The organism is Flavobacterium sp. WC2421, from assembly GCF_040822115.1.
Classification (GTDB): Bacteria; Bacteroidota; Bacteroidia; order Flavobacteriales; family Flavobacteriaceae; genus Flavobacterium.
In genome coordinates, this window is the sequence record NZ_CP162004.1 from 1,380,034 (window position 1) to 1,406,406 (window position 26,373).

The following is a 26,373-nucleotide window of genomic DNA, read 5'->3' on the forward strand; positions in this document are numbered from 1 at the left end:
TTTTTATTTTATAAGAATATAACTGGTGCAAAATGAAAAACCCAGCTTAAGAGCTGGGTTTTTTGTATAACTGAATTTAAATTAATTACAATCCAAAAGCCGTTTTAACTTGGTCAACAAAGTCTAATTTTTCCCATGTGAACAACTCAACTTCAACAGTTTTTGTTAATCCTCCTGGAGCAGAAAAAGTTTTCGTTACCGTTTCAGGTGTACGTCCCATATGTCCGTAAGCAGCTGTTTCACTGTAGATAGGATTTCTTAATTTTAAGCGTTGTTCAATAAAGTAAGGACGCATATCAAAGATAGCTTCTACTTTTTTAGCAATTTCACCGTCAGTCAAGTTCAATTTTGATGTTCCGTAGGTCTCAATAAAGATTCCCATAGGTTTAGCAACACCAATAGCGTACGATACTTGTACTAAAATTTCACTAGCAACACCAGCAGCAACCAAGTTTTTAGCGATATGACGAGTTGCATAAGCAGCACTTCTATCTACTTTACTAGGGTCTTTACCTGAGAATGCACCTCCACCATGAGCACCTTTTCCGCCGTAAGTATCCACAATGATTTTTCTACCAGTCAAACCAGTATCTCCATGAGGTCCACCTATTACAAATTTACCTGTTGGGTTAATGTGGTAGTGAATCGCATCGTTAAATAAATGAGCGCTTTTTGGGTTTTTTGCAATGATTCTAGGAATCAAGATTTCCACAATGTCTTTCTTGATTTTAGCAAGCATAATCGCTTCTTCGTCAAAATCATCATGTTGAGTTGATATAACAATCGCGTCAATACGAGTTGGGATGTTATCATCACTATATTCAAGTGTTACTTGAGATTTAGCGTCAGGACGTAAATAAGTGATTGCTGTATTTTCACGTCTTAATAGGGCTAATTCTTGTAATAATTTATGAGATAAATCAAGTGCCAATGGCATATAATTCTCTGTTTCGTTTGTAGCGTAACCAAACATCATTCCTTGATCACCCGCTCCTTGTTCTTCTGGATTAGAACGGTCAACACCTTGATTAATATCTGCTGATTGTTCGTGAATTGCCGAAAGAATACCACAAGAATTGGCTTCAAACATATATTCGCTTTTGGTGTAACCGATCTTTCTGATTACTTCACGAGCAATGTTTTGTACATCTAAATAGGTATTTGATTTTACCTCACCTGCTAAAATTACTTGACCTGTAGTCACTAAAGTTTCACAAGCTACTTTTGAATCAGCGTCAAATGCTAAAAAGTTATCAATTAATGCGTCTGAAATTTGATCTGCAATTTTGTCTGGATGTCCTTCGCTCACAGATTCTGACGTAAATAAATAAGCCATAATAATTTTTATTTTAAAATTAAGCGAGGAAAAATAATTGCAAATATCGAGCTAAAGGAGAGTTTCTGCTTTAGCATTTTTTCTACTGAAAAATTTTCAGTATTCATAATGAATTCGTTTCATTATGAAGAGGTTGCAATCAGTTCAAATTTTTCCTCTTGTATTTGGGTGCAAATGTATGAAACCATTTTGAATTGCAAATTAAACTTAACTATTTTTTAAATTAAAAATCAAATTAAATAGTACAACTGGTTTGAGGTCGTGATTTTTAAAAAAGTAGCAGGAGTGCCAGTTTAAAACGAAAAAGTAATTGATTTCATAACATTATCAGTGTTATTTGTTAATAGTATCTCTGTTTTTCATTTTAAAGATGAAAATATCGTTAAATAGTTGTGAATTATTTGGAAGATACAGAATTAAATAAGATATTTGTTTCAGTAAAAAATACCAAAGATGAATTTTAATATTTGTAAACAATTTGTAGTCCTATCGAAGAAATTCGGGAGCTAGTTATTGCTTTAAATTATATATAATATAATATAGCAAAAGCCTCCCAAGACAATTGGGAGGCTTTTTTAATTTATACAAATAGTACGATTCATAAAAATAAATAAATGAAAATATTTTCAAATAAAAAGATTCAGATAGTTGTCGCAATGTTTTGCGATAAGGTCTGTTGATTCCAAAAGTATAAGTTTTATATAACTTGAATCCTTTTGGTATTTTGTCCAAAAGGATTTTTTTTATTCTGGTATCTAAATTTTTTTAAAATAATAAAGAGAAAACAAACTAACTTAAATATAATTATCATGAGTACAACTAACAAATTTTCAAGAACATTGGGGTTTCTAAGGAATTTAAGAGGCAAAAAAAATACGGACAACGGACTAGTTGTTGATGAATTAGTGAATCCAAGATTGGGAATGGAAATACCAGACTCAAAAAAATCTAAAAAAGCAGTCAATTCATTACAACTTTTAATGTATTCAAAAGAAAATGATACACTTTTCATTTAATTGGAAGTTGTTCAACATCCCTTTTGTACGCGAGTAATTTCTGAATAGTTATATTCAGCGATGCCTTGCGTTTTTTTGTTAAATATATTTTTAGCTAAAAATCAGAATGTTTAAAATTTGTTTGTTTAAAAAATTAGTAGTTAATTTGCATCATTAAGTTCACTAACGTATTGAAATGTTATAAAGAAAGGACGAGGGATTAGACCCGATGAAGCCTTAGCAACCCTTTGAGAAATCGAAGAAGGTGCTGCATTCTACCACTCCCAAAAGTGGAAAGATAACAACAAGAAATTCTCTAGTAATTCCCTAGTTTTTTCTTTCTAATATTTCCAAATACAAATCAAAATCAATAAAAGATTTGACATTGGAAAATAAACCAACACATATTACTTTACAAAATTTCACCACCCATAATGGTGCATTATACGCTAGCCTCAACTTAAGTTATCAAGTTTTTGGTGCTCCGCTGCATACAGCTCCCATTATTTTAATAAACCATGCCTTGACCGGAAATTCACAAGTTATTGGTGAATCAGGTTGGTGGAATGATATCGTGGGTGTCGATAAAACAATTGATACTAGAAAATATACTATTGTCTCTTTTGATGTACCAGGTAACGGATTCAATTCGGCTACCATAGAGAATTACAGAGATTTTATCGCCAGAGATATTGCTAGGATTTTCATCGAAGGACTTCGGTTTTTGAAAATTGATAGTTTATTTGCTCTCATTGGCGGTTCTGTGGGTGGTGGAATTGCTTGGGAAATTTTAGCTTTGGAACCTAAATTGGCACAAAACTTTATTCCTATTGCTACTGATTGGAAAGCGACAGACTGGTTGATTGCTAATTGTTATTTGCAAGAGCAAATCCTTAATAATTCTAAAAAACCAATTGAAGACGCGCGTATTCACGCCATGTTGTGCTACCGAACACCTGAATCTTTCAAAGAAAAATTTAATAGGGATATCAATGTGCAACTCGAAACATTTCAAGTAGAAAGTTGGTTGAATTACCACGGAGAAAAACTAGAAAAAAGGTTTCAACTATCTGCTTATAAAATGATGAATCAATTGTTGAAAACGATTGATATTACTCGGAATCATGAGTCTTTAGAATCGATTATTTCAAAAGTAGATGCCAATATATACATTGTAGGAATCAATTCGGATTTGTTTTTTACAGCAAAAGAAAATCGAGAAACCTATAATGAAATTAAAAAATTTAAAAATAATGTATTCTATAGTGAGATTGACTCACAACACGGGCACGATGCCTTCTTGATGGAATACGAACAATTAGACAATTTATTAGAAGTTGTTTTTAAAAATAAAAAGCAGATGAAAATAGTAAAATTTGGTGGAAAATCTTTGGCTAACGGCGAAGGAATCAATACAGTTTTGGATATTATTGAAAGTAAAGTAAAGCAAGAAGAAAAAATTGCTGTTGTAGTTTCGGCACGTGGCAAAGCAACAGATGAGCTTGATGATATTTTAACCATCGCTGCCAAAAACGGAAACTATAAGCCTTTACTAGAAAGTTTTAAAACCTATCAAAAAGACGGTTTTGACGCAGTAGATTTCTCGGCTGAATTTGATAAACTAGACAAACTATTTGAAGGGGTAAGTTTAATTGGCGATTATAGCCCTAAAATCAAAGACCAAGTTTTAGCGCAAGGTGAAGTGCTTTCGGCAAAATTACTTGTGTTTTTATTGAATCAAAAAAACATTCCTGCAAAGCTGGCTGATACAAGAGAGTTGATTGTAACCGACTCTAATTTTGGTGATGCACAACCATTAGACGCTCTTTCTAAAAAGAATATTATCCAAGTTTTTAAAGAAAATAAAGATTTCGTTCTAGTACTTACTGGTTTTATTGGTTCTAATGGGAAACAAGAAACAACCACTTTGGGTAGAAACGGAAGTAATTATACTGCTTCATTAATTGCTAATTATATTAATGCCGAGGAATTACAAAATTTCACGCATGTTGATGGGATTTATACTGCTAATCCAGAATTGGTTTTAGACGCAAAGAAGATTGAATCGTTGTCGTATAACGAAGCGAATGAAATGGCTAATTTTGGCGCTAACATTTTACATGCGAAAACAATTATTCCGTTATTAGAAAAAAATATTCCACTTCGAATTCTGAATACGTTTAATCATGAAAATAAAGGAACGTTAATTACTTCTAACTCTAATGCTGCAGGAATTAAAACATTGTCTGTTTTAGAAAATGTGTCTTTGGTAAATTTAGAAGGAAGAGGATTACTAGGAAAAACGGGTGTTGATGCGCGTATTTTTAGAGTGATGGGTGATAATGATATTAGTGTAAGTATTATTTCGCAAGGTTCTTCTGAAAGAGGAATTGGTCTTGTGGTTGCTGCTGATAAAGCGACAAAAGCCATGATCGAATTAGAAAAAGAATTCGAAAATGATTTTTATTCTAAGGATGTCAATAAAATCACGGTGACTGATAATGTATCGGTGATTTCGATTATTGGTCAGGATCTAAGTACGTTTCACAAGCCTTATACGGCTTTGATAAAAAATAAAATTGTTCCTATTTTATTCAACAATACTGTTACAGGTAAGAATGTCAGTTTAGTGGTTAAAAAATCAGAACTAAACAAAGCATTGAACGTAATTCATGGAGAGATTTTTGGAGTGGCCAAGAAAATCAATATTGCCATTTTTGGTCATGGATTAGTAGGGGGAACTTTGATAAATCAAATTTTAGAATCGGCCAAAGTCATCGAAAAAAGAAAAGACGTTAAGCTAAATGTGTTTGCTATTGCTAATTCTAGAAATGTCCTTTTGAATAAAAATGGAGTTTCGGCTAACTGGAAAAATGAAATTCAAACTAACGGTGCTTCATATACGATTGATGATGTAATTGCTTACGCAAATGAGCACCATCTAGAGAATTTGATTGCCGTTGATAATACAGCTAGTGCAACGTTTGTAGAGAACTATATTCCGCTTGCCGAAAATAGTTTTGATTTAATCTCTTCTAATAAAGTGGCCAACACATTGAGTTATGGTTTTTATAAAGAACTGAGAAAAGTATTGGCTGATAATCAAAAGAATTATTTGTATGAAACCAATGTTGGTGCAGGTTTACCGTTAATTGACACGATAAAATTATTGCATCTTTCAGGGGAGAATATAACTAAAATCAAAGGAGTTTTCTCAGGAACATTAAGTTATTTATTCAATAATTTCTCGGCTAAGGATGTTCCTTTTAGCGAAATATTGAAAGAGGCAATTGATAATGGTTTTACTGAACCAGACCCAAGAGAGGATTTGTGTGGGAATGACGTAGGAAGGAAATTGTTGATTTTGGCAAGAGAATTGGACTTACAAAATGAATTTGAAGAAATTGATATTCAGAATTTAATTCCGGAGCATTTACGTGAAGGAAGTGCCGCTGATTTCTTGACTAAACTGAAAGAATTTGATCCTATTTACGATAAAATAAAAACAGACCAAAAGCCAAATCATGTCTTGAGATACATTGGAGAATTATCAGGAGATTTGCAGCATGACAAAGGGATTTTGGAAGTAAAATTAGTTTCCGTACCTTCGGATACCGCTTTAGGAGGATTGAAAGGTTCTGATTCTTTCTTCGAAATTTACACCGAATCCTATGGAGATCGTCCAATCGTGATACAAGGAGCAGGAGCAGGTTCAGCAGTTACTGCCAGAGGAGTTTTTGGAGATATATTAAGACTATCGGATAAAGGGTAATGATTTAAGATTGTAGAGTAACTATTTTTGATTTCAGATTTAAAAAAATAATAAAATCCGCGTTTGCAAATCCGTTTCATCCGCGTTCAAATAAATGCATAACTATGAAAATCACATTAAATAGAGTAAATGATAATTTCCATTTCGAATTAAAAAACGAACGTGGGCATATTGTAAACGTAGATAGCCGTCCAGAATTTGGTGGCGATGATGAAGGACCAAGTCCGATGGAATTAGTATTAATGGGAGTTGCAGGATGTAGCGCCATCGATATGATTTCGATTCTAAAAAAACAAAGACAAGAAATTACTTCTTTCAAAGCTGAGGTTGAGGGAGAGCGCGTGCAAGTAGGAGAAGCAAAACCTTTTAAAGATATTCACTTGGTTTTTTATTTAGAAGGAAACATAAAAGAAGATAAAGCAGCCAAGGCAGCACAATTATCTTTCGATAAATATTGTTCCGTTTCTAAAACATTAGAACCTACAGCAACAATTCACTATAAAGTGGTATTGAATGATATCGAATTAGCTAAAATTTAAAAATACAAATTATTCGTTTATAGATGGAGTGTTGTAATACTAGTTTCCAGCAACTTTAAACTTTAAACTTTAAACAAAAGATAATGAGCGAACAAGAATACGGTTTTGAAACACAAGCCATACGTAACCAATTAGAAAGAACACAATATTTAGAACATTCAGTTCCTTTGTACTTAACATCAAGTTTTGTATTTGAAGATGCCGAAGACATGCGTGCTTCTTTTGCTGAAGAGAAAGATAGAAATATTTATAGCCGTTACAGTAATCCTAATACTAACGAATTCATAAACAAAGTTTGTAAAATGGAGGGTGCTGAAGCTGGATTTGCTTTTGCATCTGGAATGGCAGCGGTTTATTCTACTTTTGCAGCTTTGTTGCAATCAGGAGATCATATTGTGTCTTCTAGTAGTGTTTTTGGAGCAACACATTCTTTGTTTGTAAATTATTTTCCAAAGTGGAATATTGAAACAACGTATTTTGATATCAATAAACCTGAAACAATTGAGAGTTGTATAAAACCCAATACAAAGATTCTTTTTGCTGAATCACCAACCAATCCCGCAGTTGATATTATAGATTTGGAACTGTTAGGGGCTATTGCTAAAAAGCACAATTTGATTTTGATTATTGACAACTGTTTTGCAACTCCATATATTCAGCAATCTATAAAATGGGGAGCGCATTTGGTGGTGCATTCTGCAACTAAATTAATGGATGGACAAGGTAGAGTTTTAGGTGGAGTAACAGTTGGTGATGCGGAATTGATTCAAAAAATCTATTTATTTTCACGACTTACCGGTCCTTCGTTATCACCATTTAATGCTTGGGTATTATCAAAAAGTTTAGAAACATTGGCGATTCGTTTAGATAGACATTGCGAAAACGCATTGAAAGTAGCAGAGTTTTTAGAACAGCATCCTAATATAAATAGAGTAAAATATCCATTTTTAAAATCGCATCCACAATATGAAATTGCTCAAAAACAGATGAAGTTGGGTGGAAACATTGTGGCTTTTGAAATAAAAGGCGGACTAGAAGCAGGACGAGCGTTTTTGGATAAAATAAAACTATGTTCGCTTTCGCCAAATTTAGGAGATACAAGAACAATCGTGACGCATCCGGCATCAACAACGCATACCAAATTATCTGTTGAGGAAAGATTAGCAGTAAGTATTACTGATGGATTAGTGCGTGTTTCAGTAGGATTAGAAACCGTAGCCGATGTTATTGCCGATTTAGAGCAAGCACTTTCGTAACGATTATTGAATGTAGAGTAACGATTTTTGATTTCAGATTTTCTGTAAATCAAAAATCGTTTTTTTTATGTGATTTGTATTAAAAATAACATATTTTTGTTTTTATTCAAGTGTTAACTGATTATTTAAATCAAAAATCGCTATTCTTCACTAAAGAATCAAAACTCTTTAACATGCTTTCAAAGAAAACAAAATACGGAATTAAAGCTTTGACTTTTTTGGCCCGCCAAGAAGATCAAACTCCTGTTGCTATTGCTGATATTGCAAAAAGCGAAAACATTTCGATAAAATTTTTAGAAAGTATTTTGTTGCTTTTGCGTCATTCAGGTTTTTTGGGTGCCAAAAAAGGAAAAGGGGGCGGTTATTATTTAATCAAAGATCCGAAAGAGATCAATATGGCTAAAGTGTACCGTATTCTCGAAGGGCCAATCGCTTTATTGCCTTGTGCTAGTCATAATTTTTATGAAAAATGTGATGACTGTACTGATGAAGCTGCTTGTGCAGTGCGTAAATTAATGACAGAAGTGAGGGATAATACACTGAAGATACTCGAAAACAATTCCTTGGCTGACATTGCTTTTTAAGTAATATACAATCAAAAAAAGACCATTTAATTGTGTTCAAGCAATGAAATGGTCTTTTTTTACTCTTTTATTTTATTAAACTCTCGCTTAATCTAAAAAACTAGTTTGTATCCAACGAAGAATAACATTATTGCTATAGCATTTCTAAGGAATAAATCGGGTACTTTCCCACTCAGCATACTTCCTATATAAATTCCAGGAAGAGAACCTATTAACAATTGACCTAATAATCCAAGATCTAAATTACCCATTGTTGCATGTCCTAAACCTGCTACAAGCGTTAAAGGGACTGCGTGCGCAATCTCGGTACCAACCAATTTAGGTGTTGCTAAAATTGGGTATAGAAAAAATAAAGTGACTGTCCCTAGTGCTCCAGCACCTATTGAAGTCAGCGTTACTGTTGCCCCTAGCAATACACCAATGGCAACGGTTAGTGCATTTTGAGTTTTACTTTCACTGTGAAACTTGTCACCAGAATGTTTTTGAGAAAAAACTAAAAGTTTCTTTTTAAACAAAACGGCTACAGAGGTTAATAGTAATGCCCAACCTAAGCTGTATTTGATTACTGCATTTAGTGCTGTAATGTCTGTTTTTATGCTATGTAGTATCCATAGAGTTAGTAATGCCGCGGGAACACTACCTAGAGAAAGCCAACCTGTAATTGTCCAATTGATATTTTTTTTCTTATGGTGAACATAAACTCCACCCATTTTAGTAAAAGCAGCATATAATAAATCAGTCCCTACAGCTGTTGTTGGAGGGATACCAAACCATAATAAAATGGGCGTCATCAAAGAACCGCCTCCTACACCTGTCAGTCCAACAATGAAACCGACGGTTAAACCTGCAACTACTAATCCTATTTGAAAATCCATAAAAAAAAATATTTTGGACAAAAATAACAACTATTTTATAATTATCCTATAGGCAAGATAGACTAATGAGAAAAATATTTGTACCAAATTAAAATTAAGCACAAAAAACGAAAAAAATATTTTGTTATTTAGAAATAAGTACTACTTTTGCATAGTAATCTACTAAACCGATAGGGTAATAGATTTTTTAATTAAAAAAAGTGAAATGAGTGCATCAATAGTACATACGCTAATAGAAAAAACAAAAGACTTCTCGATTGAGGAAACTTTTAGCTTTTTGGCTAATGAATATAAAGATAAGGTGGTTTTTTCAACTTCTTTTGGGCAAGAAGACCAAGTTATAACCGCTTTAATTGCAAATAGCGATGTAGCTATTAATATCTTTACTTTAGATACTGGGCGTTTGTTTCAAGAAACTTACGATGTTTTTCATAAAACATTAAAGAAATATAAAAAACACATTGAAGTTTATTTTCCTGAAGCGTCAGATGTTCAAAATCTTTTAAATGCAAAAGGACCAAATAGCTTCTACGAGTCGGTTGAAAATAGAAAAGAGTGTTGTTTTATTCGAAAAGTAGCGCCATTAACTAAAGCTTTAAAAGGAAATTCAGTTTGGATAACTGGTTTAAGAGCGGAACAATCTGAAAACAGAAATGATTTGCAATTTTTTGAATATGACGCCAATTTCAATATTATAAAATTTAATCCTTTGTTAAAATGGACTTTAGAAGAAGTTCAAAAATATATAGACGATAATAATGTACCACAAAATGCTTTACATAAAAAAGGATTTGTAAGCATAGGTTGTGCTCCTTGTACTAGAGCAATTGCAGAAGGAGAAGACATAAGAGCCGGAAGATGGTGGTGGGAATCAAGTCATAAAGAGTGTGGTTTGCACCAAGGGTAAATTAAAGAGAATAGAAAAAAGAATAAAGAGAAAAAAAATTATAAATAGTCGATTGGTTTTATTTGGAGGGAGCAACAACCTGAAACTTTAAACCTGAAACTTTTAAACTAAAAGTATGAGTTCAATATTAAAAACAAACGCATTAGAAAGCGAAGCAATATACATTTTCAGAGAAGTTATTTCTCAATTTGATAAGCCGGTATTGCTTTTTTCTGGAGGAAAAGATTCAATCACACTGGTAAGATTAGCACAAAAAGCATTCTTTCCCGCCAAAATTCCTTTTCCACTATTGCACGTAGATACAGGACATAATTTTCCTGAAACTATTGAATTTAGAGATCGATTGGTTAAAGAATTAGGATTGGAATTAATCGTTCGTAATGTGCAAGATGCTATCGATGAAGGAAAAGTAGTAGAAGAAACTGGTAAATATTCGAGTAGAAACAGTCTGCAAACAACAACTTTACTTGATGCAATTGACGAATTCAAGTTTGATGCTTGTATTGGTGGTGCGCGTAGAGATGAAGAAAAAGCAAGAGCTAAAGAACGTATTTTTTCTGTTCGTGATGATTTTGGTCAATGGGATGAAAAAAACCAACGTCCTGAATTGTTTGATTTATTGAATGGTAAAATTGAAAATGGACAAAACGTACGTGTTTTTCCTATTTCAAACTGGACTGAATTGGATGTATGGAGTTATATCGAACAAGAACAAATCGAGATTCCATCGATTTACTTTTCACACAAACGTAAAGTTTTCTTGAGAGACGGAATGATTTGGTCACACTCTCCTTTTGTTTATCAAGAAGAAAACGAAGAAATTGAAGAGCGAATTGTTCGTTTTAGAACAGTTGGAGATATGAGTTGTACTGCAGCAGTTGATTCGTATGCAGCGACAATTTCTGAAGTGGTAGGTGAAATCAGATTGTCTACTATTTCTGAACGAGGAGCTAGAATTGATGATAAACGTTCAGAAGCAGCGATGGAGAAAAGAAAACAACAAGGATACTTTTAGGATTATTTTAAATGTTGAATTTTAAATGTTGAATGAAAAGACACTCATTTTAAAATTCAAGTAACGATTACCATTTAAAATTCAAAATTTATAATTTAAAATAATAGAAACTGATGGAAGTTTTAAAAATAGCAACAGCAGGAAGTGTAGATGACGGAAAGAGTACATTAATCGGGAGGTTATTATATGATACGCAATCCTTAACTACAGATAAATTAGAAGCAATAGAAAAAAGCAGCAAGCAAAAAGGATATGATTATTTAGATTTTTCTTTGGCTACTGATGGTTTAGTTGCTGAGAGAGAACAAGGAATTACAATTGATGTGGCGCATATTTATTTTTCTACGGCTAAAAAAAGTTACATCATTGCAGATACTCCAGGTCACGTAGAATACACGCGTAACATGGTTACTGGAGCTTCAACTTCACAAGTTTCAATCATTTTGATTGATGCTCGTAAAGGAGTGATTGAGCAAACCTACCGTCACTTTTTTATCAATAATTTATTGAGAGTAAAAGAAGTAATTGTTGCTGTTAATAAAATGGACTTAGTAGATTATTCGGAAGAAGTATACAATAAAATTAAAGCCGACTTTCAAGCATTAAATGCTAAAAGTACTTTTAAAGAGCAAAACGTAAGTTATATTCCGTTGAGCGCTTTAACAGGAGATAATGTGGTGGAATCATTAGGCGGAATGCCTTGGTATGAAGGACAAACTATTCTAGAACACCTGGAGGCTTTAGAGCCTGCAGATGTTTATGAAAAAGGAAAAGCACGTTTCCCTGTGCAAACCGTTATCAGACCAAAAACCGAAGAGTACCACGATTTTAGAGGGTATGCTGGTAAGCTTTATGGTAACAATATCAAAGTAGGAGATGCCGTAACAGTATTACCTTCTTTAACAGAATCTAAAGTAACAAACATTCACTTTTTTGATCAACAATTTGACGAAGCTTCAGTTGGTTCTTCAATTACAATCGAATTAGAAAACGATATCAATGTAACTAGAGGAGATATGATTGTAAAATCATCTGAATTGCCTAAAGTAGAAAAAGATATTAATACAACAGTTTGTTGGATGGACAGTAAAAAACTAGTTCCAGGAGCAAAATATTTTATACAACACAATACGAACCGAGTTCTAGCTAAAATTGACAGCGTGAAAAACGTAATTGCAACTGATTTTTCAGGAACCACAGCAGCGTCTCAATTAGCGATTAACGAAATAGGAGAAGTAAACATCAAGTTAAGCAAAGCAATATATTTTGATGCTTACAATGATAACAAATCAAATGGTGCTTTTATCTTAATTGATGCAGCAACAAATACAACTGCGGGAGTTGGATTTATCCGTTAGTTTTTGGCTTTAGCCAATAAAAAAATCCAGATTTAAGAATTACAGTACTTAGCTAATAAGCCAACACAGATGGAAAGTTTTAGAACCGAAATAGAGAATCCGATTGTTCAAAAAGAAATAATCGATTTAGAAAGAAAAATTGCATTATTCAAAGACGGTAAAATTGATGACGAACGTTTTCGCAGTCTTCGTTTAGCACGTGGTGTTTACGGTCAACGTCAAGAAGGGGTGCAAATGATTCGTATCAAATTACCTTATGGTAAAGTGAGCAGCGAACAGTTGGAGCGTATTACAAAGGTTTCAGATGAATATTCTACTGGACGTTTGCATATTACAACCCGTCAAGATATTCAAATTCACTATGTGAGTTTAGATAGAACTCCGGAACTTTGGGCACAATTGGCAATAGACGATATTACACTTCGTGAGGCTTGTGGTAATACAGTGAGAAATATTACGGCTAGTGAATTAGCGGGAGTAGATGTTGACGAACCGTTTGATGTTTCGCCTTATGCACACGCCATGTTTCAGTTTTTCTTGAGAAATCCTGTTTGTCAAGAGATGGGGCGTAAATTCAAAATGTCATTTTCGTCTTCTGATAAAGATACAGCACTAAGTTACCTACATGATTTGGGTTTTATTCCAAAAATTGTTAATGGTGAGCGCGGATTCAAAGTAATGTTAGGTGGAGGACTAGGTTCTCAACCAAGTCATGCGGAGCTATTATCAGAATTTATTCCTGTAAACCAAATTATCCCAACAACAGAAGGGGTTTTAAGAGTTTTTGATCGTTATGGCGAAAGAGCCAAACGTTTAAAAGCACGTATGAAATTCTTAATCAAAGATTTGGGGCGTGACGAATTTTTGAGATTGGTAGACGAAGAGAAAAAAGCATTGTCTTACCAAACAGTTGAAATTGACACCACTGATTTTGATGGTGCTATTCCAGCCACTTTATTAGAAGTGCCAAAAGTTACTATCGAAGATACAGCTGCATTTGAAGCGTGGAAAAAATCTAACGTTATTGCCCAAAAACAATCGGGATATGTAGCTATTGGAATCAAGGTACTTTTAGGAGATTTTTATACGGATAAAGCGAGAATTTTAGCCAATTTAATTAAAAATTACGGAGCTAATGAACTGCGTTTTTCACTAAGACAAAACATTGTTCTTCGAAATATAAAAGAAGAAAACTTAGGGTTCTTCTACCAAGAATTAGCCAAATTAGATTTTGTAGCTTTAGGCTATGACACTATTGGTGATATTACAGCTTGTCCTGGGACTGATACTTGTAATTTAGGTATTGCAAGCAGTACAGGAATTGCCGAAGAATTAGAAAGAGTGTTGAAATTAGAATTCCCTCAATATAAAGACAACAGAGAAATTACTATAAAAATTAGTGGTTGTATGAATGCTTGTGGGCAACACAACATGTCGCAAATTGGTTTTCAAGGAATGTCTATCAACTCTGGTAAACTAGTGGCGCCAGCGTTGCAAGTGTTACTTGGAGGTGGGATTTTAGGTGATGGAAAAGGTCGTTTTTCGGATAAAGTAATTAAGATTCCAAGTCGTAGAGGACCTGATGCATTGCGTTATATCTTAAATGATTTCGAAGCAAATGCGAACGGATTGTCGTTTTTAGATTATTACGATGCAAAAGGGGAAAAATATTTTTATGAGTTCCTTAAACCATTAGCAGATGTTACCAATCTAACAGACGAAGATTTTATCGACTGGGGAAATGCAGATAATTATGTAAAAGCGGTTGGAGTAGGAGAATGTGCTGGAGTTGTAATTGACTTAGTAGCTACTTTAATCTTGGAAGCCAAAGATAAATTGACTTTCGCTCAAGAAGCTTTTGAAGACAAAAAATGGGCTGATGCGATTTACTTGGCATATGCAGGATTTGTAAATGGAGCAAAAGCATTGTTATTGGCTGAAAACCAAAAAACAAATCACCATGCAGGAATCATCAATTTGTTTGATACTGTTTTTGTTGAAACAAACAAAATTATTTTAGATTCTAGTTTTAAAGACTTGGTGTATCAAATCAATCAAAATGAACCATCTGAAGTGTTTGCACAAAAATACATTCAAGAAGCAATTGCTTTTTTTGAAAATATTGAAACATACAGAGCCAAAGATTTAGCAAATGCATAATACCATAAAACCCATAGTAACTTTAGTAGGTGCAGGTCCGGGAGATCCAGATTTGTTGACCATAAAAGGTGCGAAAGCATTGGCTGAAGCTAATGTGGTTTTATACGATGCTTTGGCTAATGAAGAATTATTAAGTTATGCTCCAAAGAGGGCTTTAAAAATATTTGTCGGAAAAAGGAAAGGATGTCACGCTTACACACAAGACCAAATCAACCAACTAATTGTAGATAATGCCTTGACTTATGGTCATGTCGTTCGTCTTAAAGGAGGAGATCCTTTCATTTTCGGCAGAGGAAGTGAAGAAATAGAGTATGTAGAAAGCTTTGGAATTCCTACATTTGTTGTTCCTGGAATTTCATCGGCTATCGCAGTTCCAGCATATCAAGGTATTTCGTTGACAAAAAGAGGAGTTTCGGAGAGTTTTTGGGTAATAACAGGAACGACTTCGGCTCGACAATTATCAACTGATGTGGCCTTGGCAGCTCAATCTTCAGCTACTGTAGTAGTGCTGATGGGAATGAGCAAATTAGAAGAAATTGTTGCTATTTTCCAAAAAGAATCCAAAGGTGAAACACCTGTAGCGATCATTCAAAACGGTACGACTCCAGAGGAAAAAATAGGAATTGGAACAATAAGCACGATTCAAAAAATTGTTGTTGAACAAAAATTAAGTTCTCCAGCCATTATTGTAATAGGTGCGGTAGTAGGTGATAGTAAGAAAAGGAAAGGGTTTTACAAAGAGTTAAAATCCAATCATAACAAACTATTAGTTTATGGAAAGGAATGAATTATATCCCGTATTTTTAAAACTACACAATCTTAGTGTCTTGATTGTTGGTGGAGGAAATGTAGGACTAGAGAAGTTGAGTTTTTTGTTAAAATCAAGTCCAAATGCTAATGTTGAGGTGGTAGCACCACGATTTTTACCTGAATTGGTAACATTGGCAGATAAGCACGAAACGGTTACATTGACCGATAAGAAGTTCAAGAAAAAAATGCTCAAAAAACGGCATATTGTTATTGCTTGTACGGATGATCTTGAAGTGAATAGAAGGATTTACAATTTGTCTAGGGAAAGGTATCTCATTTGTAATATTGCCGATACGCCTGATTTATGTGATTATTATTTGGGAGGAATAGTGACCAAAGGAAATGTGAAAATTGCTATTTCAACCAATGGAAAATCACCAACAACAGCCAAAAGATTACGAGAATTTTTTGAAGAGGTTATTCCAGAAGACATCAATAAAATGGTCGAAAATCTAAACGAATATCGCAAAACCTTAAAAGGAGATTTCGAAGAGAAAGTTCAGAAGATGAATGAAATTACAGAATCGTTAAAGAATAAAGAATAGAACCGAGATAATACAGTCAACATTAAAGAACAAAGAATCCTAATGATATTTATCATTTATTTTTGAGATATTCATTCGTTCCTTTGTGAAAAGAATAATAAGTAAGAACAAGTATAACAAAAGAAACTCTACCCAGTCTCCCCCTCCTTGGGAAGGGGGCTGGGGGGAGGAATAAAAGTATTGAACATGATTGAAACAGATATCCTTATAATAGGAGCCGGTCCAACTGGTTTATTTGCCGTTTTTGAAGCAGGATTATTAAAATTAAAATGCCATATATTAGATGCTTTACCACAACCAGGTGGTCAATTATCAGAATTATATCCTAAAAAACCTATTTATGATATTCCAGGATTTCCTGATGTATTAGCAGGAGATTTAGTAGATAATCTAATGGAGCAAATCAAGCAATTCGAACCTGGGTTTACTCTTGGTGAACGTGCTGAAACAATTGAAAAACAAGAAGACGGAAGTTTTATTGTAACTTCAAATGAAGGAACTGAGTTTCATGCAAAAGTAATTGCAATTGCAGGTGGTTTAGGAAGTTTCGAACCTAGAAAGCCGCTTATTGATGGAATTGATTTCTATGAAAATAAAGGGATTAAATATTTTATAAAAGATCCTGAAGAGTTTAGAAACAAAAGAGTAGTAATTGCTGGTGGAGGAGATTCAGCATTGGACTGGAGTATTTTCCTTACAGATGTAGCTTCAGAGGTGACATTGATTCACCGTCGTAACGAATTTCGTGGTGCATTAGATTCTGTTGAAAAAGTACAAGAATTAAAAGATGCCGGAAAAATTCGTATGATTACCCCTGCTGAGGTCGTAGGAATAAACGGAGCAGAACATATTGAATCAATTGACATTGATGAAAATGGAGCGCATCGTAAAATTGAAACAGATTTCTTTATTCCTCTTTTTGGTCTTACACCAAAATTAGGTCCTATAGGACATTGGGGATTAGAAATTGAAAAAAATGCAATCAAAGTAAACAATGCTTTAGATTATCAAACTAATATTCCGGGTATTTTTGCCATTGGAGATGTGAATACCTATCCAGGTAAATTAAAATTAATTCTTTGTGGTTTCCATGAAGCAACATTAATGTGCCAGGCAGCGTACCAAATTATCAATCCAGGGAAACGATATGTGTTGAAATATACTACAGTTTCTGGTGTTGACGGTTTTGACGGAACTCGTAAAGAGGCGCCAAAAGCAGTGGTAAAAGCTATAGTATAACAATTTATCACATTCAAGTTAAAAAATATAGCGCTAATACTTGCAAGTATTAGCGCTATGTCTTTACTTTGCACCGTTCCTATATTTATTGAAAGTTATCACGAAAGGCGGAGGGAAAGACCCGATGAAACCTTAGCAACCCTTTATCTTTAAAGAAGGTGCTACATTCTACTTTATGCTGAACTTGTTTCAGCATCCAAGATAGATAACACAAGAATACTTTTACAGTATTTCTCAAACCTTTTCTTGACAACATATCGATATTTTTTTAGAGCGAATGATTGGTGCTTTTTTACCATCATCCTTCCTGCTTTCCGTTTCAATCTTTTATCCTGAATTTAGTTCAGGATCCTGAACTAAATTCAGGATAAAAAGGATTTTCACTGCAATCAGGGCTAAAAAGAAACAATAGTGAACTTTTGTAATTAATAATCAAAAGTATAAATCACAACAAATCATTGTGGTTTACAAGAAATAAAAAGTTATGTCAAGTATTCAAGAAGCCATTAAAAAAAACATACTCATCCTCGATGGAGCTATGGGAACCATGTTGCAGCGCTACAATTTCTCCGAAGAAGATTTTCGTGGAGAGCGTTTCAAAGATTTCCCACATTCTCTAAAAGGGAACAACGATTTACTATCACTCACACAACCACAAGCCATAAAAGCGGTGCATGCTGCTTATTTTGAAGCTGGAGCTGATATTGTTGAAACCAATACCTTCTCAGGAACGACTATCGGTATGGCCGATTATCATCTGGAAGATATTGTATATGAGTTGAACTATGAATCGGCAAAAATTGCACGTGAAGTAGCCGATGAATGGACAGCTAAAAATCCAGACAAACCTCGTTTTGTAGCGGGTTCAATAGGACCAACAAACAGAACAGCAAGTATGTCACCAGATGTAAACGATCCAGGATATAGAGCCGTAACTTTTGATGATTTGCGCATTGCGTACAAGCAACAAGTAGAAGCATTAATTGACGGAGGAAGTGATTTATTACTCGTTGAAACTATTTTTGATACACTAAATGCCAAAGCAGCCCTTTTTGCGATCGAAGAAGTAAAAGACGAACGCAATATCGATATTCCCATCATGGTTTCAGGAACGATTACCGATGCTTCAGGAAGAACACTTTCTGGGCAAACAGTAGAAGCTTTCTTAGTTTCGGTTTCGCATATTCCATTATTGAGTGTAGGATTCAATTGTGCCCTTGGAGCTGATTTGTTGAAACCATACTTGCAGACTTTATCACAAAATACTTCTTTCAATGTATCAGCGCATCCTAATGCAGGATTACCAAATGCCTTTGGAGAATACGATGAAACGCCACAAGAGATGCAAGCGCAAATTAAAACCTACTTAGACGATAATTTAGTAAACATTATAGGCGGTTGTTGCGGAACAACACCAGAACACATCAAGTTAATTGCTGATATCGCCAAGGATTATAAACCAAGAGTTTCGACGGCAACAATGTAAACGGGGATAGAGACGCAATTTATCGCGTCTAAAACTGCTACATTATAAGTAAATAGCTTTTCCTGCAAGGTTTTTTTAACCTTGTAGGAATAAATTGAGAAAGTGAATCGAGAAATAAACCTACAAGGTTAAAAAAACCTTGCAGGATTGTAGGACGAGAGAATTCGTTTCTCGTAATGATAGGGGCATTGCCCGCGTGAGGGATAGCAGTGAAAAGCCCACAGACAAATGAAGCGAAAGCGGAATTAGTCGAGGACTTGTAACGAATAGCCCGACCCTTGTGGTCACGCCCAAAATAAGAAGAATTAAAAAGTTAAACCTACATGGTTTTAGAAACCTTGCAGGACAAATAAAAATAAAAAATGGCACAAGAAACTAGAAAAAACCTTGTATTATCGGGATTAGAGCCTTTAATCATTACGCCTGATAGCGTATTTGTGAATATTGGAGAACGTACCAATGTAACAGGTTCTAGAAAATTCCTTCGATTAATCAAAGAAGAAAAATACGAAGAAGCACTAAGTATTGCTAAGGAACAAGTAGAAGGTGGTGCGCAAATCATCGATATTAATATGGATGAAGGAATGCTGGATGGTGAATATGCCATGACAAAATTCCTAAATTTAATTGCTGCCGAACCCGATATTTCTCGTGTGCCTATTATGATTGATAGCTCAAAATGGGATATTATCGAAGCAGGTCTAAAAGTAGTACAAGGAAAAAGTGTGGTAAATTCTATTTCTTTGAAAGAAGGAGAAGAGCAATTTATTCACCATGCAAAACTAATTAAGCGCTATGGTGCTGCAGCAATTATCATGGCTTTTGATGAAACAGGGCAAGCGGATAATTACGAACGCCGAGTTGAAATTTGCCAACGTTCCTATGATATTTTGGTGAATAAAGTGGGTTTTCCGGCTCAGGATATTATTTTTGATTTAAATATATTTCCAGTTGCAACTGGAATGGAAGAACACCGCTTGAATGCGTTGGACTTCTTTAGAGGGACTAAATGGGTTCGCGAAAATTTACCGCATGCACACATTAGTGGAGGGGTAAGTAATGTGTCGTTTTCTTTTAGAGGAAATGATACTGTTCGTGAAGCGATGCACTCCGTTTTCTTGTATCATGCCATTCAAAACGGAATGACGATGGGTATTGTAAATCCAGAAATGCTTTCAATTTATGATGAGATTCCAAAAGATTTATTAGAACATGTTGAAGATGTAATTTTGAATAGACGTGATGATGCTACAGAGCGTTTATTGGATTTTGCCGAGAATGTAAAAGGAGATGTAAAAAGTAATGAAAAGGCTGTTCAAGAATGGCGTTCAGGAACTGTTCAAGAAAGAATTACACACTCACTTGTAAAAGGGGTGGATCAATTTATAGAGGAAGATGTTGAAGAAGCTCGATTAGCAGCTACAAAACCAATTGAAGTTATCGAAATCAATTTGATGGCGGGAATGAATGTGGTAGGAGATTTATTTGGTTCTGGTAAAATGTTTTTACCACAAGTAGTTAAATCAGCTCGTGTGATGAAAAAAGCAGTGGCTTATCTATTGCCTTTTATTGAAGCAGAGAAAGATGGTGTTTCCAGTTTTGCAGGCCGTATTTTAATGGCAACTGTAAAAGGAGACGTACATGATATTGGAAAAAATATTGTTTCAGTGGTGCTTGCTTGTAATAACTATGAAATTATTGATCTTGGTGTAATGGTGGCTCCCGAAAAAATTATCGCGGCGGCTATTGAACACAATGTAGATATTATTGGACTAAGCGGATTGATTACGCCTTCACTTGATGAAATGGTTTATTTGGCTAAAGAATTAGACAAAAGAAATATAAAAATACCAGTAATGATTGGGGGAGCAACAACTTCACGAGCGCATACTGCTGTAAAAATTGCACCTCAATATAGAGAAACAGTAATTCACGTCAATGACGCTTCCAGAGCTGTAACGGTGGCTGGAAATTTATTGAATAGTGAAAAGAAAATATACGCAAGTGATATACGAGCGGAGTACGATGCATTTAGAGAAACGTTTTTGAATCGTTCACGAGACAAAAATTTCTTGACTATTGAGCAAGCCCGTAAAAATAAATTGCAATTGGATTGGGATAATTTTACGCCTGTGAAACCAAATATAATAGGCGAGCAAGTGATCGAAGTTGATTTAGAAATTCTAGTTCCATATATCGACTGGACGCCGTTTTTTAGAACATGGGAATTGTTTGGTAAATATCCAGCGATTTTGACCGACAATGTTGTGGGTGAGCAAGCCACTTCGGTTTTTGCGGATGCACAAGAAATGTTAGCCATTATTTTGAAAAAAAAGAAATTGACTGCTAAAGGAATCTACGGAATTTTCCCTGCAAATCAAATCAACGATGATGATATTGAATTGACAGACGAAAACGGAAAACCATTTCAAACGTTCTTGACGTTGCGCCAACAATCTCAAAAAACAAAAGGAGCACCAAATATCGCTTTAGCTGATTTTATTGCTCCAAAAGACAATGGGAAGGTAGATTATATGGGTGCTTTTTGTGTGACTACCGGTTTTGGTGTTGATGAATGGGCTGCAGAATTTGAAAAAGATTTAGACGATTATAATTCGATTATGGTGAAAGCATTAGCAGACCGTTTTGCAGAAGCTTTTGCCGAATACCTACACGAAAAAATACGTAAAGAAGTTTGGGGATACGCATCAGATGAGAACATGAGTACCGAAGCGATGATTGCCGAAGATTACAAAGGGATTCGTCCTGCACCAGGTTATCCTGCTTGTCCTGACCATTTAGAAAAACCTACGATTTGGAAATTGCTAAATGTAGAAAAAGAAATAGGAGTGACTTTAACAGAGAGTATGGCGATGTGGCCAGCATCTTCCGTTTCAGGATATTATTTTGGAAATCCAGAAAGTAAGTATTTCGGACTTGGAAAAATAAAAGAAGACCAAGTTATTGATTATGCTAAACGTAGAAGTATTTCTACCGATATGGCAATGAAATGGTTGAATCCTAATATCGCAGATTAAAAAACTTGTTTAAAGTTTAATGTTTCAAGTTACTCAAGAGAACTTTAAACATTAAACTTTAAACCTGAAACAAAAAATAAAATGAAAGTAACTGAACATATAGAAAATGCCAAAGGAGAAACATTATTCTCTTTCGAAATCATTCCGCCTCAAAAAGGAAAAGGGATTCAAGAATTATACGATAATATTGATCCGTTAATGGAGTTTAAGCCCCCATTTATAGATGTAACGACTTCTCGTGAAGAGTATATTTATGTGGATAAAGGCAATGGTTTATTAGATAAAAAACTAACGAGAATGCGTCCTGGAACTTTGGGTATTTGTGCTTCGATTAAGCATAAATATACAGTTGATACTGTACCACACGTACTTTGTGGTGGTTTCACCAAAGAGGAAACCGAGTATTTATTGGTGGATTGTCATTATTTAGGAATTAATAATGTAATGGCATTACGTGGCGATGCAATGAAAGACGAACAGTCTTTTGTTCCAAAAGCTGGTGGAAATAATTATGCTGTTGACTTAGTATCTCAAATTCATCAATTGAATGAAGGGAAGTACTTACATGACGTAATGCATGTTGATAACAAAGCTGATTTTTGTATCGGTGTTGCGGGTTATCCAGAGAAGCATTTGGAATCTCCCTCTTTAATTTCTGATTTAAAAAGACTGAAAGAAAAGGTTGATGCAGGTGCTGATTATGTGGTAACACAAATGTTTTTTGACAATTCAAAATATTTTGAATTTGTTGCTAAAGCAAGAGAAATGGGAATCACAGTGCCGATTATTCCAGGAATTAAACCTATTGCAGTGCAAAGACATTTACAAATTTTACCTCAAATTTTCCGTATCGATTTACCCGAAGATTTAATTCATGCAATTGATCAGTGTAAAAATAATACGGAGATTAAACAAGTGGGAATAGAATGGGCAATTCAACAATCATTGGAATTAAAAGCGGCGGGTGTTCCTGTATTGCATTATTATTCTATGGGAAAATCAGAAAATATTAGACAAATAGCCTCTAAGGTTTTTTAATTATAAAATAAAATCGATGTCGTTCTACTAGTCCTGACAGGTTTTATATACCTGTCGGGACTTTTTTTTTAATTTAAATTAACTAAGCAAATGAACCCAATACTCCAACAAGACTTAAATGAAGTTAAAAATATTCTTGAAAAAGTAAAGCAACAAGGAATTGATTTTTTAAACTCAATTGATACCGTACCTACTTCAAATAAAAATAAGATAACAACAGATCGAAATCTTAATGATGTTGGGTTAGGTTCTTTGTCAACTTTGGAAGAATTTAATGAACGGTTAGCACCATTGATGGTTTCACAAACGGGCCCGAGGTATTGGGGATTTGTAACCGGAGGAGCAACTCCAGCTTCTATTGTTGGGGATTGGTTGGCTACCATTTATGATCAAAATACACAAGCTACTAATGCACAAGGAGGTGTTTCTGCGTTGATAGAAATAGAAACAATTAATCTGTTGTTGCAGTTATTAGATTTACCGAAAAATTATCTTGGAGGATTTGTAACCGGCGCGACTATGTCTAATTTCACTTGTTTAGCAGTAGCGAGACAATGGTTTGGTAGTCAATTAGGAAAAGATTTTGCTAAAAACGGAATTTCGGAACCCATTCATGTTCTGTCTGCAACGCCACATTCCTCTTCAGTAAAATGTTTGGCAATGTTAGGAATGGGTAGTCAAAATTTCACAAAGATAAAAACAATTGAAGGAAATCGTGAAGCGATTGATATTGCCGATTTAGAAAAAAATATTGAAAGCTTAAATGGGAAACCTTTTATTTTAATATCTAGTGCAGGAACCGTAAATACAGCTGATTTTGATGATTTCAATGCTATTACTAAACTGAAAAGTAAATACAATTTCTGGTGGCATATCGACGCAGCTTTTGGAGGTTTTGCTGCTTGTTCGCCTAGATACGGTCATTTGGTTAGTGGTTGGGAAAATGCGGATAGCATTACAGTTGATTGTCATAAATGGTTGAATGTACCTTATGAAAGTGCTTTCTATTTGGTAAAGGAAGAACATAAAAATCTTCAAATTGAATCTTTTCAAAATTCTAATGCACCCTATTTAGGGAATCCGCTGGACAATTTTAACTACCTCAATTTTTTACCCGAAAACTCTAGACGTTTAAAAGCGTTGCCAGTTTGGTTTTCATTATTGGCATATGGAAAACAAGGCTATCAAGATATAATAGAAAATAGCGTTGCGATGGCATTGCGGTTTGATGCTTTTATTAGTGAAAACGAAAACTTTGAATTATTAGCACCAACGCGTTTGAATAACGTTTGTTTTACTTTGGCGGGAGACCATAACCAAGAAAAAGTAAATCAATTTTTGACACATCTAAATGAAAAAGGAAAAGTATTTATGACACCAACAGTTTATCAAAACCGAAAAGGGCTTCGGGCTTCTTTTGTAAATTGGAGAACTAATGAAAATGATATCCAAATTGTGATGAACGAAATGAAGGAAAGTCTGTTGTCAATTTAAGAATTAAAGTGGTCAAATGAGAAGTTATTCTGGAGCTTGCTTACGAGTTTTTAAATTCTTATATTTGATTATCAGCTCTTAATGATTTTAGTATGAGATATTTTAATTATTCCCTTCTTGCAGTTGCGATACTAATTATTTCTTGTAAAAATAATGATGTTGCGCAAGAACAAGGTGACCCAAGGTTAGTTGTGCCTTTCACTCAACAAACAAATACGGGGCTTCAAAGCCAGTCAACATCAGTTGCGACCCAAAATCATAACTTGTTTCATGAAAATAATAATGGAATAGCAAGTTCAGTTGCAGCAGGAATTAATCCAGCACATGGACAACCCAATCACCGTTGTGATATTGCTGTTGGAGCACCATTGAATTCGTCAGTAAATGAAAGTATTGCGGTACAACCTACAAATGGACAATCTACTCCAATGGGGCCCACACAAAATAGTCCAGCCAAAACGGTCACTGCAAAAGGGATGAATCCACCACATGGAGAGAAAAATCATCGTTGCGATATTGCTGTTGGTGCTCCGTTAAATTCGTCTTCAACAACCGCAAAAGCAACAAACTCAACTCAATCTTCACAAGAATATACAGTTCAGCAACCAGTGCCCACTTTATTGTCAACTGCTACCGCCGATACGGAAACACCTCCAGGTATAAATCCTGCACACGGAAAAGAGGGACATCGTTGTGATGTAGCGGTTGGAGATCCTTTGCCAAAATCATAAATCATATTTAGTATCTTTAAAAAAGCTCGTTTAAAATAATTTTAAGCGAGCTTTTTTTTATCTGGTAACTTGATTCCTTTTGCTAACTTATTTTGTAATCTCTCTAAAAATAGCTTCTAGATTTTATTCTATTTATAGCACTTAAACTGAATAGTCTTGTTTGTAATTTTTTACTGCAATAATCAGAAAAGTGTGAAAATGGGATTGCGGTTAGTTTAATGATGATTATAAAAGCAATCATTTGATTAGTACAAAATTTAGAGTTTTATAGTTATATTTATAAATCAATAATTTAAAAGTCTAATAGATGAGATTCAATCTTTATTTTCTTTTGTTTTTTGTATTTATTTTTAATGTTGGATTTTCACAACAAAGTGGTTTGACAATTCCTCTTTGGGAAAATGGAGCTCCTGGTTTTGAAAACCGTAAAAACGAACCAGAACAGGCTAAAGACTGGTGGGTAAGAAACATTCATAATCCATCTATAACAGCTTATTTACCTAAGAAACCTAATGGAATGGCTGTTCTTATTTGTCCTGGAGGAGGTCATGAAAATTTAGTATTCAATTCAGAGGGGAAAGATGCTGCTGAGTATTTAAATAGTTTGGGTGTTACTGCTTTTGTTTTAAAATATCGTTTAGCAAGAGAGAAAGATTCACCGTACAAACTAGAAATTCATGTGAAGCAAGATGTGGAAAGAGCCATGAGATTAATAAGAAGTAAGGCTGATGACTTCAAAATTGATTCAAATCGTATTGGTGTCATGGGGTTTTCGGCAGGAGGAGAAGTAGTAGCATTGGTCGCATACACTTCAAATAATGGTATTGAAAATTCCTCTGATTTGATTGACAAACAAGATGCACAACCTAATTTTCAAATATTAATTTATCCTGGCCCTTTGTTTATACCAAAAGAAATAAAACCAGATGCGCCTATCGCTTTTTTATTGGCAGCAAATGATGACCTGTGTTGCTCCTCTCCTATAGTTGACTTACTTAATAAATACCGTCAAGCAAATGTATCCGTAGAAATGCATTTGTATTCAAAAGGATCACATGCTTTCAATATGGGAAAAAGGGCTACGACTAATGCTTTGAAAACATGGCCACAAAGATTAACAGATTGGTTTGAAGAAAATAATTATTTTGCGGAGTATTGATGTTTCTTTCCAGCAAGACCATTAATCAATAATTTT

The 26,373-nt window shown here is 34.5% G+C and carries 20 protein-coding genes and 2 riboswitches; of the genes, 18 read left to right on the top strand and 2 right to left on the bottom strand.

The features are described from left to right. Positions 1-85: 85 nt before the first annotated feature. A complete protein-coding gene (gene metK / locus AB3G33_RS05840; RefSeq protein WP_367773318.1) occupies positions 86-1,336 on the bottom strand; it encodes a methionine adenosyltransferase in 1,251 nt (416 codons plus the stop codon). Positions 1,337-2,145: 809 nt separating this feature from the next. Between metK and AB3G33_RS05845 the strand changes: the two genes are divergently transcribed. From AB3G33_RS05845 to AB3G33_RS05865, 5 genes are all read left to right on the top strand, one after another. Then, positions 2,146-2,352, top strand: coding sequence for a hypothetical protein (locus AB3G33_RS05845; protein WP_367773321.1), 207 nt, complete (start codon positions 2,146-2,148; stop codon positions 2,350-2,352). Between the two features lie 175 nt (positions 2,353-2,527). Continuing rightward, positions 2,528-2,636, top strand: a riboswitch (SAM riboswitch). Positions 2,637-2,716: 80 nt separating this feature from the next. After that, entirely contained in the window at positions 2,717-6,103 is a 3,387-nt protein-coding gene (gene thrA / locus AB3G33_RS05850; protein WP_367773323.1) for a bifunctional aspartate kinase/homoserine dehydrogenase I, read from the top strand. A gap of 104 nt (positions 6,104-6,207) precedes the next feature. Continuing rightward, the gene (locus AB3G33_RS05855) at positions 6,208-6,642 is read left to right on the top strand and encodes an OsmC family protein (RefSeq protein ID WP_367773325.1); all 435 of its coding nucleotides are present in this window, start codon (positions 6,208-6,210) and stop codon (positions 6,640-6,642) included. An 83-nt stretch (positions 6,643-6,725) separates the two neighbouring features. Continuing rightward, on the top strand, positions 6,726-7,898 hold the full coding sequence (locus AB3G33_RS05860) for a PLP-dependent aspartate aminotransferase family protein (protein ID WP_367773327.1): 1,173 nt from the start codon (positions 6,726-6,728) through the stop codon (positions 7,896-7,898). Positions 7,899-8,071: 173 nt separating this feature from the next. Further along, positions 8,072-8,482: an Rrf2 family transcriptional regulator gene (locus tag AB3G33_RS05865; RefSeq protein ID WP_367756925.1), complete on the top strand. Its 411-nt coding sequence runs from the start codon at positions 8,072-8,074 to the stop codon at positions 8,480-8,482. A gap of 92 nt (positions 8,483-8,574) precedes the next feature. Here the strand turns inward: AB3G33_RS05865 and AB3G33_RS05870 are convergent, their stop codons facing one another. Further along, positions 8,575-9,357 carry a sulfite exporter TauE/SafE family protein gene (locus tag AB3G33_RS05870; RefSeq protein ID WP_367773329.1) on the bottom strand — a complete coding sequence of 261 codons (783 nt, stop codon included), beginning with the start codon at positions 9,355-9,357 and terminating at the stop codon, positions 8,575-8,577. Between the two features lie 205 nt (positions 9,358-9,562). Here AB3G33_RS05870 and AB3G33_RS05875 point away from each other — a divergent pair, with 205 nt between their 5' ends. The 13 genes from AB3G33_RS05875 to AB3G33_RS05935 all read left to right on the top strand — a co-directional run bounded on the left by AB3G33_RS05875 (position 9,563) and on the right by AB3G33_RS05935 (position 26,337). Further along, complete coding sequence (locus AB3G33_RS05875) at positions 9,563-10,264, top strand: phosphoadenylyl-sulfate reductase (RefSeq protein WP_367773331.1); 702 nt, start codon at positions 9,563-9,565, stop codon at positions 10,262-10,264. A 115-nt stretch (positions 10,265-10,379) separates the two neighbouring features. Continuing rightward, positions 10,380-11,279 (top strand): sulfate adenylyltransferase subunit CysD, encoded by a 900-nt coding sequence (gene cysD, locus AB3G33_RS05880; RefSeq protein WP_367756931.1) that lies wholly within the window; start codon positions 10,380-10,382, stop codon positions 11,277-11,279. A gap of 113 nt (positions 11,280-11,392) precedes the next feature. Continuing rightward, positions 11,393-12,637 carry a sulfate adenylyltransferase subunit 1 gene (locus AB3G33_RS05885; protein WP_367773333.1) on the top strand — a complete coding sequence of 415 codons (1,245 nt, stop codon included), beginning with the start codon at positions 11,393-11,395 and terminating at the stop codon, positions 12,635-12,637. 69 nt (positions 12,638-12,706) lie between these two features. Continuing rightward, the gene (locus AB3G33_RS05890; RefSeq protein WP_367773335.1) at positions 12,707-14,797 is read left to right on the top strand and encodes a nitrite reductase; all 2,091 of its coding nucleotides are present in this window, start codon (positions 12,707-12,709) and stop codon (positions 14,795-14,797) included. Continuing rightward, positions 14,790-15,584: a uroporphyrinogen-III C-methyltransferase gene (gene cobA, locus AB3G33_RS05895; RefSeq protein WP_367773337.1), complete on the top strand. Its 795-nt coding sequence runs from the start codon at positions 14,790-14,792 to the stop codon at positions 15,582-15,584. The genes AB3G33_RS05890 and cobA overlap by 8 nt, the downstream gene beginning before the upstream one ends. Continuing rightward, the gene (locus tag AB3G33_RS05900; RefSeq protein ID WP_367773339.1) at positions 15,571-16,152 is read left to right on the top strand and encodes a bifunctional precorrin-2 dehydrogenase/sirohydrochlorin ferrochelatase; all 582 of its coding nucleotides are present in this window, start codon (positions 15,571-15,573) and stop codon (positions 16,150-16,152) included. The genes cobA and AB3G33_RS05900 overlap by 14 nt, the downstream gene beginning before the upstream one ends. A gap of 186 nt (positions 16,153-16,338) precedes the next feature. Beyond that, complete coding sequence (locus tag AB3G33_RS05905; protein WP_367773341.1) at positions 16,339-17,391, top strand: NAD(P)/FAD-dependent oxidoreductase; 1,053 nt, start codon at positions 16,339-16,341, stop codon at positions 17,389-17,391. A gap of 92 nt (positions 17,392-17,483) precedes the next feature. Beyond that, positions 17,484-17,603, top strand: a riboswitch (SAM riboswitch). A gap of 272 nt (positions 17,604-17,875) precedes the next feature. Next, positions 17,876-18,877 (top strand): homocysteine S-methyltransferase family protein, encoded by a 1,002-nt coding sequence (locus AB3G33_RS05910; RefSeq protein WP_367773343.1) that lies wholly within the window; start codon positions 17,876-17,878, stop codon positions 18,875-18,877. Between the two features lie 362 nt (positions 18,878-19,239). Then, entirely contained in the window at positions 19,240-21,915 is a 2,676-nt protein-coding gene (metH, locus tag AB3G33_RS05915; protein ID WP_367773345.1) for a methionine synthase, read from the top strand. An 81-nt stretch (positions 21,916-21,996) separates the two neighbouring features. Next, positions 21,997-22,953: a methylenetetrahydrofolate reductase [NAD(P)H] gene (gene metF, locus AB3G33_RS05920; protein ID WP_367773347.1), complete on the top strand. Its 957-nt coding sequence runs from the start codon at positions 21,997-21,999 to the stop codon at positions 22,951-22,953. A 90-nt stretch (positions 22,954-23,043) separates the two neighbouring features. Next, a complete protein-coding gene (locus tag AB3G33_RS05925) occupies positions 23,044-24,447 on the top strand; it encodes an aspartate aminotransferase family protein (RefSeq protein ID WP_367773349.1) in 1,404 nt (467 codons plus the stop codon). A 92-nt stretch (positions 24,448-24,539) separates the two neighbouring features. After that, the gene (locus AB3G33_RS05930) at positions 24,540-25,178 is read left to right on the top strand and encodes a hypothetical protein (RefSeq protein WP_367773351.1); all 639 of its coding nucleotides are present in this window, start codon (positions 24,540-24,542) and stop codon (positions 25,176-25,178) included. 307 nt (positions 25,179-25,485) lie between these two features. Next, the gene (locus tag AB3G33_RS05935) at positions 25,486-26,337 is read left to right on the top strand and encodes an alpha/beta hydrolase (protein WP_367773353.1); all 852 of its coding nucleotides are present in this window, start codon (positions 25,486-25,488) and stop codon (positions 26,335-26,337) included. The last annotated feature ends 36 nt before the right edge of the window (positions 26,338-26,373 follow it).